Here is a 13,017-nt window from a genome sequence, read left to right on the forward strand (position 1 = left end):
TATTCGACTGAGATCACTTGCTAAATACGGAGACGGAGAAGCAAGACTGAAGCTGGGAGAGGCGTACCTACTAGGCTCAGGAGGCTTTGTCAAAGATATTCCAGTAGGACTGGAGTACTTGCAAAGCTTGCTGCCACATGAAATAAAGCGCGTTTCAAAGGTAATGGCAAGATCGCTGACCTTGGAGGAAATTCTATCTTTTCAACAAATGGACCTAGTTGCGGCAGCTGCTGCATTTGATGAGGAGGCCCGGCTCAAATATGCTGCGTGGCTCTTAATTCGAGCTGACGCCTCCCAAGCCTTCACTTTGCTTGAAAAATGCGACGAGGCCGCCGGGGACCGTGTGAAACTCTGCATGGCAGCAGTTTTGTCGCGCAGTCCTCTCGAAACTCTGAAAGTCATCGCAAAGATATACGGATTTTCTGTTTTTGAATTGGCCGCACACGAGGCCAGTCAAGCTCTCGCTGACGGCAACTTCGGTCGCGCAAGGGCAATTCTTCAACAAGCGTCCGGGTTGCATGAGCCTATTCCCGCGTCAGTTCACAAAATCGTGACTGAGGTCATCCGCCAAGCGGAGAAGCGTGGGGAATGTATCAAGGGACTACCTCTGCAGATTGTCGAAGCCAGTCTTGAGCACTGTGCGGCCGAAGGAGACGCATACGCGTGCTATCTGCTGGGGCGAGCACTCGCGACATTGAACTGTGCACATCTGCAGCCCGGTCAACTGGTAACCGCCCCAAATCTGCGCAAGGCGGCAGCACTGCTCCTTCGCTCAGGCGATAGCGGCATACCGCAGGCGTGGCTGGACCTCTTTCGCATCTGTTCGGACTATCGCAGCTCCGTCGGCAATCCCACCCTGGCGCGCTTTTGTCTTGAGAAAGCAGCACGCCAAGGGTTGCCGGAGGCCACTAGGCGCTTGGGGGCGGTGGTGCTGCGAGAAGCCAATCACATTGTGGCGATGGAGCGTGGCGTAGCGCTATTGTTTGACGCGGCCTCGAAAGGGGATGCACTGGCCAAGATCCTGCTCAAGTCGCTGGTCCTTCCCGTCGAGGGCGAGGAGTCCGACGTCTCGGCTGCCCTGCAGGACGTCGAGCATTGCGCCCCGTTGCTTGCGATGCGTCTTCGCCTCGCACGTGAATTTGGGTTGACGAAACTGGAGGCGCTCTCGATCAATCCCTCCAATGCATCGCGGCCCTGGGGCCTCATGGTTGGCAAGAATCACTACATATCCAAGATCAGCCTCTCCGAGCCGCGAGCCGTCCCCGCGGTGTCGAGTCGGGCACTCGAATGCATCGAAGCTGCGGCCTCGATGTTCGCGCGCGACGACAGCGAGCTAGTGTCTATGGAGGGCCCGCTGAAGGCCCGTGCCCAGCAACAAAGACGGATCTTTCTACGCCTTGGAATTGATGAGGATCTGGTCTTTGCTCGTGCGACGTCCCTTCAGCGAGACGCGATACGTATCGGTACCCGATGGGCACAGCGGCAAAAGTCGATCTTGGACCAGGCGCTCGTTTGAAGGGCCTATTTAGCCCACTGTTTGCAGGAGCGCTAGATGAATATATTGGTGGCGGATTCTGATCGCAACTGGTCTGATCGCATAAGGCGGGGCCTCGGCCAAAAGGGCTTCAAGGTCTCTACGTCAGAGCATGGAATTGATGCGTGCCATCAGCTTGCCAAAACTGACTACGATCTGGTCGTTCTGGAGTTGGACATCTCTCGGCGAAATGGAGTTGCACTATTGCGCGAGATGCGCGAGAAGACACCAGTTCCGATCATTGTGGTGACCACATGCGGAGAACTGGAAAAAAAGCTACTGTGTCTCAAGAATGGGGCAACGGACTACCTGCTCAAGCCGATCACATTTTCGGAACTGAACGCCCGCATCGCACTGCAGCTGTATAGCCGCCCTGGCGCTGCAGAAAACCCGCTGCGGCTTTCAGTTGGAGACTTGGTGCTGGATGTGTCGCGCACGCGCGTTGAGCGCGCAGGCCACAGACTCGACCTCACGCGCCAGGAGTTCTCGCTGCTGCTGATTCTTCTACGCCATGGCGGCGAGGTGGTGTCACGCAAATTTTTGTTCGAGCAAGTTTGGGGCATGCCCTTCGAGCGCGCGGGAAACCTCATCAACGCTGCAATACGCAGGCTCAGACAGAAAATGGATGAGCCTTTTCAGACCAAACTGCTTCACACCTCTCACGGGCAGGGATATGTGCTGGATCAAAGGGCGAGGGCGCTCGGAGACCGCAAGGACTTGTGAGACGGCATAGCACTTGGTCATTCGGAGATGGCCATGCTGCTATATGCGCATGGAGCGCGGCTGCAGGTGCCGTCTGGTCCACTGCGCGCCACAATTCCTGCGATTGTTTCGGGTTGTCTTTGTGAACGACGAGCTGCAGACCTGCCCTGCTACTATTGCAACCGTGCGCCGCGTCCTCTTCATCATCATGCTTGTGCTGCTGCCGATCCAGTTTGTCTGGGGGGCCGCGACGGGCTATTGCCAGCATGAAGAGCAGTCCGCTGCAAGCCATTTCGGTCACCACGTGCACAAACACCAGGGCAAGTCTGGCAAGACGTCAGAATCAGACAAGGAGGCGAAGAATGCCTTCGGCGGCGCAGACCCCGACTGTCCTGACTGCCATCTCGCATCCATTCCACCCGTGATGTGGTGGGCCAATTTGTCGAGCCCAGAACCCGGTGATCCTCTTTGGGGGGTGTCGAGCGCAAGGCAACCGGCATACATCCCTTACTCCATAGAACGTCCCAACTGGACTGTCTCCGCCTAGAGCGGCGAGACAGTCACCAAACGCGAGAAATTTCCGCGTATCACGACTCCTTGCCGAGCAATTCGGTTTGTTGTTTACAACGAAGGGGGTCGGATGTTCTCCAAAATTCACGATCGGCCAACTGGGGAAGACACCCTCGGTGGGGCTTGCACAAGGCGCGGACAAAAGTTGGGTGCGGGCTACGTTCCGCACTGGTCGCTGCGTTCCGCGAGTGAATTGCAGTCGCTCGTTGAACCTAGAACATTGAGGCCTCTCAGCAGATTCCGTGCGAAGGCGACTGTTCCCGCGCGCACGCTTCCAACCGGAAGTCCAAGCCATCCTCCACTCGCTCAATCGTTGGCGGCGCAGGAGGACGTGCTGCCGCCTCAAATTCAGCCTCTCCAAAAACGCTGAGTCCAGCTGACGCTTCCTAGGCTCCGCCGGACTGGCATGAGGCTGTCAGCCACTTTCAAACTTAGGTCTCACGATTGCACTCGTGTTGGCCAACCAGAACATCTAAGGCAAATGCAATGAGTTCACCCAAAAAGCTTCGTCTTGATCTACCGCTGATATTGCCAGGCGTTGACAGCGCCCAGGACCGGTGCGTAGTGTTGCTGACCGACGCTCTTACAGGGCGCCCGGGTATTGAGGAGGCACATATCGTCGGCATCGAAGGCGACTCACCGCAACTATGCGTTCATTTCGATCCGAATCAGGTCACCTTCGGGCGTGTCCGCGAGCTCGTAGAGTCGGTTGGCGCAGAGATTTCCTCTCAGTACGCGCATCTCACCTTTCGTACCAGTAGCCCCCTGCATGCCAGGTCTGCACGTCGCGCAGCCGACGAACTGCGAAAAGTGTCTGGGGTGCTGGAGGCCGACGTAGCGGCTTCAGGTGCGCTTCGGGTCGAGTACGACCGATCAAAGGTCACGGATCGGACGTTGCTCGATGCGATCGACTCTCTGGGAATGAGCGGCCAAGTAGTGCCGCAAGGGCCTATGAATTCCCTCAAGCAGGTAGCGGTCAGTAGCCAGGAAAGCGATGACGCCGGAACCCAACCTGCAGCATCCTCAAATCAAACTGCCGATCATGGCCATGATCATGGCAGCGAAAAGCGCAAGGGCTCTCCTCAGGGGGACTCAAGCAATGGTCATGACGACCACGCGCATGAGAAGACAGAGGGCGGTGGCCACGCTGGCCACGACCACAGTAAGAGCGGACTGTTTGGCGAGAAATCCGAGCTCATCTTCTCGTTGTTGTCGGGTGCACTCCTGCTCGTGGGTTGGCTGATCAGCCGCAGCGATACCGCACCAGATTGGGTGCCGACGGCCTTGTACGTCGCGGCCTATGTTTTCGGTGGCTACTACACGGTCAAAGAGGCCGTTGAGAACCTCCGCGCTCGTCGCTTCGAGATTGATACCTTGATGCTGGTAGCTGCCGCCGGTGCCGCAGCGCTCGGAGAGTGGGCCGAAGGCGCGTTGCTGCTGTTCCTGTTCAGCTTCGGCCATTCGTTGGAGCACTATGCGATGGGGCGTGCCCGGCGGGCTATAGAGGCGCTGGCCAAGCTCGCACCTGAGACCGCAATGCTTCGACGCGACGGTAGCACCAAGGAGGTGCCCCTCAAAGACCTTCAAATCGGCGACATTGTGGTAGTACGTCCCAATGAACGCCTGCCTGCAGACGGCATTGTTGTAGTTGGTACCACGAGCGTTAATCAAGCGCCGGTAACAGGTGAGAGCGTCCCGGTCGATAAGCGCCCAATGGAGGATGCGAAGGCGGCACTCGCCAACTTCGAGAAGGTGCCTGCTGAGCACCGCGTCTTTGCCGGAACCATCAACGGCTCAGGCGCCATGGACGTGATGGTAGCGCGCAAGTCCGACCAGTCCACGATGGCACGGGTAGTAAAGATGGTGACCGAGGCTGAAGCTCAGCGCTCGCCGACTCAACAGTTCACCGAGCGCTTCGAGCGAATCTTTGTTCCCTCGATTCTCGGTCTCGTGGGTCTCCTGATGTTCGCATGGCTCGTGATCGACGAATCTTTCGCTACGAGCTTCTACAGAGCCATGGCCGTACTTGTCGCCGCGAGCCCGTGCGCGCTCGCAATCTCGGTGCCCAGTGCCGTGCTCAGTGGCGTAGCAAGGGCTGCGCGCGGAGGCGTGTTGGTTAAAGGCGGCGGTCCCCTGGAGAACCTTGGAACACTCACCTCTATTGCTTTCGACAAGACCGGGACCTTGACCGAAGGCAAACCCAAGCTGACGGACGCAGTGGCGGCTGATGGCGCGACTGAAGATGAGTTGCTGCTTGTAGCCCTGGCAGTGGAAGAACACAGCGATCACCCCTTGGCATCAGCTATCGTCAAAGGTGCACGCGAGCGATTGAGCGGCCAGGCGACACCGCTGATAGCGTCTGACGTGAAAAGCATCACTGGCCGGGGTGTTCAAGCACAGGTCGACGGTGAGGCTGTCCACATAGGCAAGCCAATACTCTTCTCAGAACTGCCCCAGTCGGAAATGCCTGCCGACGTAGTTAAGGCCAATGAGACGCTGGTGGCCTCCGGCAGGACCACCATGGTTGTCCGCAAAGGGCAGCGATTCCTGGGCGTGATCGGCGTGATGGACACGCCGCGCCCGGTTGCGGCCCAAGTGATGGCCGAACTTCGAGAGCTTGGGATCGAGCGCCTGATCATGATCTCTGGAGACAACCAGCAGGTCGCAGACGCGGTTGCCAAGTCGGTAGGACTGACCGAGGCTCGTGGTGACCTCATGCCGGAACAGAAGGTCGATGCCATCAAGGACTTGCGCAAAGCACATGGCAAAGTGGCAATGGTGGGTGATGGGGTCAACGACGCACCCGCTATGGCCAACTCCACTGTCGGGATCGCTATGGGCGCAGCCGGATCAGATGTTGCGCTTGAGACCGCCGATGTAGCCCTTATGGCCGACGACCTGGCTCAATTGCCGTTCGCAGTAGGGCTGTCACGCAGCACGAGCCGCATCATCAAGCAGAACCTTTGGGTGAGCCTGGGCGTTGTTGCCGTACTCATCCCAGCAACGATCTTCGGGCTGAAGATCGGGACGGCAGTTCTTTTCCACGAGGGATCGACACTGCTTGTTGTAGTGAACGCGCTTCGACTGCTTGCCTACAAAGGCAAAGGGGGTGCCGCAGACGACAGTCCTGCACCTTCAAAGTCGGAAGTAGCAAGTTCCGCCTGACGCTAGCGACTCGCCCCATGCCTAGCTCTCTCACCTCCGTCCGGGCCTTCGCATCGATAGCTGCCGTTGCATTTGTCATCGGCGGTGTTGCGACGGCGCACCGCACCCCCGGGCGCGACCTGGGCGGCCGCGGGGCCTGTCATTGTCCAACGATGCCTTAGCTCACTTAGCAGCCTTGGTCACCTCCACTGATATCAAGTCAGCTAGCTGCTTGACCCCAAAGCTGGGCAATGGCCGCCCATTCACAAAGAAAGTGGGGGTTTTGTCAACTCGCAGTGCGGTAAGGTCCTCCACGTCCTGTTGCAGTACGGCGTCCAGCGTGGGTGCTGCCATGTCGGCCCTAGCCCTCGTCATGTCCAGCCCCACCTGCTCAGCTGCCATGTATGCCAACTGCAGATTGGGATTTCCATGGTCTGCCCACTGTGGCTGAGCTGCCAGCAGTGACTCAAGCACCATGACGTACTTGTCCTGCCGCCGGGCGGCCTCCAGTAGCTTGACCACCTCGTCCGAGCCCTTGTGGAACGGTGCATACCGGATGACCAGCCGTACCTGGGAAGGATACCGCTGCATCAATTCTTTGACGACAGGATAGAAAGCGCGACAGGTTTCGCAGGCGGGGTCGAAGAATTCAACAATCGTCACCGGCGCCTCGCGTGGGCCGATTACCGGCGAATGCATGCGCACCATTCGCTCGGTGTGTGCGGCAGCTTGCTGCTTCTGACTGGCGTGAATGCGGCTTTGGTAGACGCTCGCTCCGATCAGGAAAGCGGCGAGTGCAACTCCCAACACGAGGGCAATGATGTATTTACGGTGGATCATTTGACTGTCTTTCGCAGATATAGAGAGAGTGAAACGGCGATGAAAATGAACGCCGCCAACGAAAGCCAGGGCAGTTCAATGCCATAGAAGAAGTCGAGCCTCTGATCGGCGCAAGAGACCCCTGCACCGCACGGAACCCATGCTTTAGGCACAAGGCGTGCGACTAAGAGGCTGTGATAGCAGGCTACAGCCGCGCCCGCTAGCGCAAGAGGCAGGGCATAAGTGGCGCCACGCCGGTCTTCGCTGTACAAGGCCATACCTAGGATTAGCGCTAGCGGGAACATGGCAATGCGCTGGTACCAGCACAGCACGCAGGGGACCATCCCCATCACTTCGCCGATGAACAATGCGCTGCCTGTTGCTGCCATTGCTACCAACCAAGCCGTAAGTAGCAGCAAGGAGGTCCGATTCATCGATACCTCCTGAACAAGTGGAAAAAGCGGCAAGCACTATACGAAGTGATACCACCCGTAGTGATTCCGGAGCCGCGCGGCCCGATGGCAGTGATCATGAAGAAATCCCAAAAACATGCGACGAGTTCAGCACACGCGGCGCTGAAACCCTTGGCAGGGATCGGAGAGTCTGGTGACCGATGCCCTGGTCAGGACAGGGCTCGCCACTGAGGGCGTTCGGGCCGGCTGGCCGGGGCCTGTGACAGGCGCTCGCCAGCGGCGACGCCAAAGCGCTCCTGAGTGGTGGCCGCCGCAAAGGGACGTCGCGCCGGCAGCGCCTCAACACCCTGTGAGTGGCATGTGCCGCATTCCACGTCGCTAACCACATTCCCTATTCGGACAGGCTGGTCGACTTCATGCTGACCCAACTCCATATGAGCGCAACAGTTCAGCGCCGCGGCGGACAACGGGACTGGCTCAACAGGATCGCCAAATGGCCCGACTGCAGCAAAGCAAAGTTGCATTGGAAAAAGCACGAGCAAAAGAGCAAGCAGGCGGGAGCGCATGCGCAAAATTGTAATGGCGTCTGCGCTTTTGCGACGAGGTCAGAGTGCTTTTGGCTGGTCACAAAAGCTTCCAAGCTTGTTGCTCGCGGTGTTCGCGGACGGGCTGCGGCTTTGCAGGCGCCCTGACGTCGACTCTTGGCTGATAGCGCCGGACTACGCACCCGCGATGGTTGCAGCTCGCTGGACACGCGTTGAGGCCCTCGCACTATTTCGCCTACAGATGCGCCTAGCAAGGCCCGCGATGTAAGTGAAAGCAATGTTCGATGAGCACACTTGCGTCCTCACCGCACGACATGCAGAGGTCTTTGCGCCGAAGGGCAAGTTCCTTGTAATTTGAGACGCCTGCGCCGGAGACCAGTGCATTGCCGCATGTGGAGCTCCTCGGCCAACTCGCCACACAACGCGTGCTAACCCGCAGGGCGCGGGCAAATCACATGTACCCAACGGTAGAGTGTGCTGCACGTTGAAGCCAGTACGCCCTCTCAGGAAGTCGGCTGATGGCTCGCCACCTTTCAAAACTGTAATGCGGCGGTCACGTTGTGGTGGGTGCCGGATTTTTAGACTTGTCTCCGTGGTGCACAAAACGCATCACCTAGATGGCTCATATCGAGACATCCAGTGCCACAGGAGATCCTCATGAAAGTCCGTAACGCAATCATCGTCGCCGGCCTGGCCGCAGTCGCTACCACTTCGTTCGCATCGTCTGCGTACCACACGAGCCCGGTCCAAGAAGAAGGTGCAGTGTTCGCACCTGGCCACGTGGGCGGCAACCTGAGCCGCGAAGCCGTTCGCAACGAAGTCCTGGCAGCGCAGAAAGACGGTTCGCTGTACTGGATCAGTCGAGGCTTTCCAGCCACCTATCCGCTGGTCAAAGGTCCGGCCCTTAACAAATCACGCGCTCAGGTGATGCAGGAGCTGCAAGCCGCGAACGAGCGCCCGGTAACCATCGACGGCATGCGCGATATGGGTGGTGAAGCTGGTTGGGTGGATGCCCGCCAACTGCCCTAAGTAGTCAACTCAATCGTCATTCAATCATTTCAAAAGGAACCACATCATGAAATTCAAGACCGCACTCCTCGTACTCTCTCTGGCCGCAGCACCCGCATTCGCTTCGGATCCTTCCGCTCCCAAGACGCGTGAGCAGGTCCGTGCAGAGCTCTTCCAAGCCATTGCCAGCGGCGACATGCTTGGTGGTGGAGAGACCAGCATGAAGCTCAACCAGATCAATCCTCGCCTTTACCCGTCGGCGAAGCCCGTGGGAACTCCCAAGACGCGCAGCCAGGTGGTGACGGAACTCGAACAAGCCATCAAGACCGGTGACGTCATGGCCGCCGGTGAGTCTGGCGCAAAGCTCAATGAAATCGCCCCGGCAAGCTACCCGGTTCAGGCTACTGCCGGCCAGTCCAAGAGCCGCGAGCAAGTTAAACAAGAACTCGCAGAAGCGATTCACCATGGCGAGATGATGGCAAACGGCGAAGATGGCCGGATGCTCAATGAGATCTATCCAGGCCTGTATCGAGATAGTCACAACGTGGCCTCCGACTCGGCGCCGCAATCAGGCGAGCGTCGCTTCTGAGCGGTAGGTTCGGGTAGCTTTTACCCAAAGTGATCGTTCAATGTGTGCTGTAGATGGTCGATAGAGCGGAACATGAGTCTGACCAAGATGGCGAAGCACCGCGACCCTGTGGGTTGCCTGCCTCAATTGGCCCTCGGATCTTTCCGCTCTATCGATTCTGCTTAAACGAATTCATAGTCGCGTGCTAGACTAAAAATATGAGTCGTCTCATCGCCGTTTTTATGCTTGCCTTGCTACCGTTCCAGTTCAGCTGGTCCGCGGTTGCGACGTATTGCATGCATGAACGCACTACGGCTCAGTCGCAGCATGTGGGCCACCATGAGCACAATCATGAGTCCAAGAGCAAGGTAGACAAAGCGGAAAAGACAGGGCAAAGCGCCGATCAGTTCGACATCGATTGCTGCCTTTGCCATGGAGCCGGTATTGGCGTCATCTACATTCCGCATGCCAAGAAAGTCATATCCCACGGCGACAGTGTAGGGGCACGGCCCATCGGGCCGTTGGCTGGTGTGACGCCTACTCCCCCCGACCGCCCTCAGTGGCCATTCCTCGCCTAGTCGGCGGGGCATCTTCTTCCTTCAGTCATCAGATCCGCCTACTAGGCGGATATCGCTGCGCGTGTCGCGGATGAGATGAGTTACGGGTTGCCAGGCATCTACACGGTTGCCATCCCGCCGATTACTTCGTGTTTTGAAATCAACGGAGAATCGGATGTTCAAGGGTATTTACGTTCAACGAACGCCCCACGGCGTGCACGGCCACAGGAAGGCTAGTTTCGTCGCGGCGAGCGTCGTAGTCATGTTGCTTGGCGCGTCCAGCGTCGCGTTCTCTCAGGTCACTGCGCAACCGCAAATTGGCGGTGGGCAGGAAACGCTGCAGGGATCCTCAAGCGCTCCTACTGCGGTCTTGTCATTGGCCAGAGCCATCGAGTTGGCCATGGAAGGCAATCCAGAGGTAGCAGCGGCAACCCGCCAGGTCGAGTCGACGGAGGGGCAGGTTCTGCAAGGGCGTGCGCGGCCCAATCCTGAAATCGCGTACTCGCTGGAAGACACCCGCTCTAAGACGCGCACGCAGAGCATTCAGCTCAATCTCCCGATAGAACTGGGAGGCAAACGCGCAGCACGGACCAAGGCAGCCGAAAAGGCCCGTGAGCAGGCTCAGGCTCAGCTCATCGAGCTGAAGGCGACTGTGCGAGCCGACGTTGCAGCAGCATACTTTGATGTGCTCACGGCGCAGGAGCGTTTGGCGCTTGCGCGAGATAGCGCGTCTCTTGCGAAGTCGTCAACCGACACCGTTGCAAAGCGTGTAGCTGCCGGCAAGGTGTCTCCGGTCGAGGAAACCAAGGCACGGGTTGCCGAAGCAGGCATCCGTGTGGAGCTCGCCCAGGCAGCAAGTGAAGAACGCAATGCAATGTCTCGCCTGTCCGCGCTCCTTGGGAGGACAACAACGATGTTTGCTGTCCTGGAAGGGAGAGCCGACGATCTCCCAGCCGCCCCAAAGCTCGCAGAGCTCCAGGCCATGATTCTCTCGTCTCCTAGCGTTGCACGAGCGAGGCTCGAAGTGGACCGCCGCCAAGCCCTGACGGCCGTTGAGCAAAGCAAGCGGGCACCAGATGTGACCATCAGCGTTGGCATGCAGCGTGCGAATGAGATGCAGCGGAACGTCCTCTTGTTCGGCGTCTCGGTGCCAATTCCTGTCTTTGACCGCAACCAGGGGAACCTTCTGGAGGCCCTGAAGCTGGAAGACAAGGCGAGAGACGACCTGCAGGCTGTAACCGTTCGAATGTACAGCGATGTCGCGCAGGCGCAAGAGCGGTTGGTGACCATCGGCGCTGAGATCCAGGCTCTGCAGCAAGACGTTCTTCCAGGCGCGAAGTCGGCATACGACGCAGCCACCATTGGCTTCGAGAACGGGAAGTTCAACTTCCTAGAGGTGCTTGACGCCCAACGCACCTATTTCACTGCGAAATCCCAATACCTCAAGGCACTCGGCGAAGCTCATCGCGCAGCTGCCGATGTGGACCGCCTGCTCGGCGCCCCCTCGAATCCAGGCCCGATCGCAACGCAGAACTGAGATTGATCATGAATAACAGCAAATCCACTATCAGCAAAAAGCACCTCATCGCCATTGCCGTCGTCCTCGCGCTGGGCGTTGGGGCGGGAGCCTTCATCCTGCAAAGCGGAGGCAAGCCAAAGGCCGCAGCCGCCGAAGGTGATGGCCATGGCACCCACACCGAGGCAAAGGGCCACGGAGACGGTGAGCACCATGGGAAAGGCGGCGAAAAGGGTCACGACGACGACAAGGGTCATGCAGATGGCGAACACCACGAAAAGAGTGCGGCCAAGGGCCCCAATGGCGGTACTGTTTTCAAGGAAGGCGATTTCAGCCTGGAAGCATTGCTCTCCGAGGACGGTGGCGAGCCTCGGCTGCGCATCTGGCTGTCCGACAAAGACAAGCCCCTGCCCTTGAATGCGGCAACGGTCACGGCAACAGTGACCCGCCCATCAGACGAAAAGCAGAAGCTGACGTTTGCCGTGGAAAAGGACAGCCTGGTCAGCCGCGAGATCGTTGCCGAACCCCATGCGTTCGACATCGAGATCATCGCGCAGACGGCCACCGAGCCTTTCATGTTCGTGATGAGCAAGGAAGAAGGAAAAGTCGAACTGACCGATGCCCAGATCAAGGCGGCGTCCATCACCGTGGACTCTGCGTCGGCTGCCAACATCAAGACGGCCTTGCTGTTGCCCGGCGAGATCCGGCTGAACGAAGACCGGACATCGCACGTGGTCCCCCGTCTTGCAGGGGTCGTTGAGAGCGTCAGCGCCAGCTTGGGCCAAGTGGTCAAGAAGGGCCAGGTCCTGGCTGCGATCGCAAGCCCGACTGCTTCTGAGCAACGAAGCGAGCTGCAGACGGCGCAAAAGCGCCTGACCTTGGCCAAGACCACTTACGAGCGGGAAAAGAAGCTTTGGGAGCAGAAGGTCTCGGCCGAGCAGGACTACTTGCAAGCGAGGCAAGCCTTGAGTGAAGCGGAGGTATCTGTAGCCAATGCCAATCAAAAGCTGAGTGCTATGGGCCTGTCTTCGTCGTCAGTGTCAGGCTTGAATCGGATCGAACTGCGTGCGCCCTTTGACGGAATCGTCATCGAGAAGCATCTGAGCCTCGGCGAAGCCGTAAAAGAAGACGCCGCCGTGTTCACAATCTCCGATCTGACCCAGGTGTGGGCCGAGATCAACGTTCCAGCGAAGGATCTGCCTTCGGTGAGAGTGGGCGAGAAGGTGACCATCAAAGCCACTGCGTTTGAAGCATCTGCCACCGGTACTGTTGCGTTTGTTGGTGCATTGATTGGTGAGCAGACCCGTACCGCAAAGGCCCGCGTCGTCCTGGAGAACCCCAAAGGCGCCTGGCGCCCAGGCTTGTTTGTGAATGTCGAGGTGGTGTCTGAAGAAACGGCAGCGCCTGTGACCATATCGGCCGACGCCGTCCAGAACGTTGGAGAAAAGCCCGTGGTCTTCCTCAAGGTCAACGGTGGCTTCATTGCCCAACCCGTGAAGCTGGGCCGAAGCGACGGCAAGCGGATCGAAGTCTTGTCGGGTCTCAAGCCCGGCATGCCCTACGCCTCGACTGGCAGCTTCGTCGTGAAGTCCGAACTCGGCAAGGGATCTGCCGAACACACGCACTAATCGCGGAGCCCAT

General features: G+C 58.6%; 12 protein-coding genes. 10 read left to right on the top strand and 2 right to left on the bottom strand.

The genetic code is table 11. The features are described from left to right. Positions 1 to 118 precede the first annotated feature (118 nt). The 4 genes from ACSQ3Y_RS03050 (at position 119) to ACSQ3Y_RS03065 (ending at position 5,971) form a co-directional block, all read left to right on the top strand. On the top strand, positions 119 to 1,516 hold the full coding sequence (locus ACSQ3Y_RS03050) for a tetratricopeptide repeat protein (RefSeq protein WP_436176400.1): 1,398 nt from the start codon (positions 119 to 121) through the stop codon (positions 1,514 to 1,516). A gap of 36 nt (positions 1,517 to 1,552) precedes the next feature. Beyond that, complete coding sequence (locus tag ACSQ3Y_RS03055; RefSeq protein ID WP_436176401.1) at positions 1,553 to 2,257, top strand: winged helix-turn-helix domain-containing protein; 705 nt, start codon at positions 1,553 to 1,555, stop codon at positions 2,255 to 2,257. Between the two features lie 121 nt (positions 2,258 to 2,378). After that, positions 2,379 to 2,783 carry a hypothetical protein gene (locus ACSQ3Y_RS03060; RefSeq protein WP_436176402.1) on the top strand — a complete coding sequence of 135 codons (405 nt, stop codon included), beginning with the start codon at positions 2,379 to 2,381 and terminating at the stop codon, positions 2,781 to 2,783. A gap of 509 nt (positions 2,784 to 3,292) precedes the next feature. Beyond that, positions 3,293 to 5,971, top strand: a complete 2,679-nt coding sequence (locus ACSQ3Y_RS03065) for a heavy metal translocating P-type ATPase (RefSeq protein ID WP_436176403.1) — start codon at positions 3,293 to 3,295, stop codon at positions 5,969 to 5,971. A gap of 162 nt (positions 5,972 to 6,133) precedes the next feature. Here the strand turns inward: ACSQ3Y_RS03065 and ACSQ3Y_RS03070 are convergent, their stop codons facing one another. Then, positions 6,134 to 6,790, bottom strand: a complete 657-nt coding sequence (locus ACSQ3Y_RS03070) for a DsbA family protein (RefSeq protein ID WP_436176404.1) — start codon at positions 6,788 to 6,790, stop codon at positions 6,134 to 6,136. Continuing rightward, positions 6,787 to 7,203, bottom strand: a complete 417-nt coding sequence (locus ACSQ3Y_RS03075) for a disulfide bond formation protein B (protein WP_436176405.1) — start codon at positions 7,201 to 7,203, stop codon at positions 6,787 to 6,789. Before ACSQ3Y_RS03075 ends, ACSQ3Y_RS03070 begins: the two co-directional genes overlap by 4 nt. A 395-nt stretch (positions 7,204 to 7,598) precedes the next feature. Between ACSQ3Y_RS03075 and ACSQ3Y_RS03080 the strand changes: the two genes are divergently transcribed. The 6 genes from ACSQ3Y_RS03080 to ACSQ3Y_RS03105 all read left to right on the top strand — a co-directional run bounded on the left by ACSQ3Y_RS03080 (position 7,599) and on the right by ACSQ3Y_RS03105 (position 13,004). Next, complete coding sequence (locus tag ACSQ3Y_RS03080; RefSeq protein ID WP_436176406.1) at positions 7,599 to 7,874, top strand: hypothetical protein; 276 nt, start codon at positions 7,599 to 7,601, stop codon at positions 7,872 to 7,874. Positions 7,875 to 8,384: 510 nt separating this feature from the next. Further along, a complete protein-coding gene (locus ACSQ3Y_RS03085) occupies positions 8,385 to 8,756 on the top strand; it encodes a hypothetical protein (protein WP_436176407.1) in 372 nt (123 codons plus the stop codon). A 46-nt stretch (positions 8,757 to 8,802) separates the two neighbouring features. Continuing rightward, positions 8,803 to 9,324: a DUF4148 domain-containing protein gene (locus tag ACSQ3Y_RS03090; protein ID WP_055402095.1), complete on the top strand. Its 522-nt coding sequence runs from the start codon at positions 8,803 to 8,805 to the stop codon at positions 9,322 to 9,324. A 197-nt stretch (positions 9,325 to 9,521) separates the two neighbouring features. Then, positions 9,522 to 9,881, top strand: coding sequence for a cation efflux protein, CzcI family (czcI, locus tag ACSQ3Y_RS03095; protein ID WP_436176408.1), 360 nt, complete (start codon positions 9,522 to 9,524; stop codon positions 9,879 to 9,881). Between the two features lie 154 nt (positions 9,882 to 10,035). Further along, a complete protein-coding gene (locus tag ACSQ3Y_RS03100) occupies positions 10,036 to 11,397 on the top strand; it encodes a TolC family protein (protein ID WP_436176409.1) in 1,362 nt (453 codons plus the stop codon). A gap of 8 nt (positions 11,398 to 11,405) precedes the next feature. Continuing rightward, entirely contained in the window at positions 11,406 to 13,004 is a 1,599-nt protein-coding gene (locus tag ACSQ3Y_RS03105; protein ID WP_436176410.1) for an efflux RND transporter periplasmic adaptor subunit, read from the top strand. Positions 13,005 to 13,017 lie beyond the last annotated feature (13 nt).

The organism is Acidovorax sp. LjRoot66 (assembly GCF_964253305.1).
Taxonomy (GTDB): domain Bacteria; phylum Pseudomonadota; class Gammaproteobacteria; order Burkholderiales; family Burkholderiaceae_C; genus Acidovorax.

Excerpts from the sequence above, each read along its gene's own strand:
- ACSQ3Y_RS03055 (WP_436176401.1), top strand. The coding sequence starts at position 1,553 with ATGAATATATTGGTGGCGGATTCTGATCGCAACTGGTCTGATCGCATA.
- ACSQ3Y_RS03080 (WP_436176406.1), top strand. The coding sequence starts at position 7,599 with ATGCTGACCCAACTCCATATGAGCGCAACAGTTCAGCGCCGCGGCGGA.
- ACSQ3Y_RS03105 (WP_436176410.1), top strand. The coding sequence starts at position 11,406 with ATGAATAACAGCAAATCCACTATCAGCAAAAAGCACCTCATCGCCATT.
- ACSQ3Y_RS03070 (WP_436176404.1), bottom strand. The coding sequence starts at position 6,790 with ATGATCCACCGTAAATACATCATTGCCCTCGTGTTGGGAGTTGCACTC.
- ACSQ3Y_RS03100 (WP_436176409.1), top strand. The coding sequence starts at position 10,036 with ATGTTCAAGGGTATTTACGTTCAACGAACGCCCCACGGCGTGCACGGC.
- ACSQ3Y_RS03090 (WP_055402095.1), top strand. The coding sequence starts at position 8,803 with ATGAAATTCAAGACCGCACTCCTCGTACTCTCTCTGGCCGCAGCACCC.
- ACSQ3Y_RS03085 (WP_436176407.1), top strand. The coding sequence starts at position 8,385 with ATGAAAGTCCGTAACGCAATCATCGTCGCCGGCCTGGCCGCAGTCGCT.
- ACSQ3Y_RS03075 (WP_436176405.1), bottom strand. The coding sequence starts at position 7,203 with ATGAATCGGACCTCCTTGCTGCTACTTACGGCTTGGTTGGTAGCAATG.
- ACSQ3Y_RS03065 (WP_436176403.1), top strand. The coding sequence starts at position 3,293 with ATGAGTTCACCCAAAAAGCTTCGTCTTGATCTACCGCTGATATTGCCA.
- czcI (WP_436176408.1), top strand. The coding sequence starts at position 9,522 with ATGAGTCGTCTCATCGCCGTTTTTATGCTTGCCTTGCTACCGTTCCAG.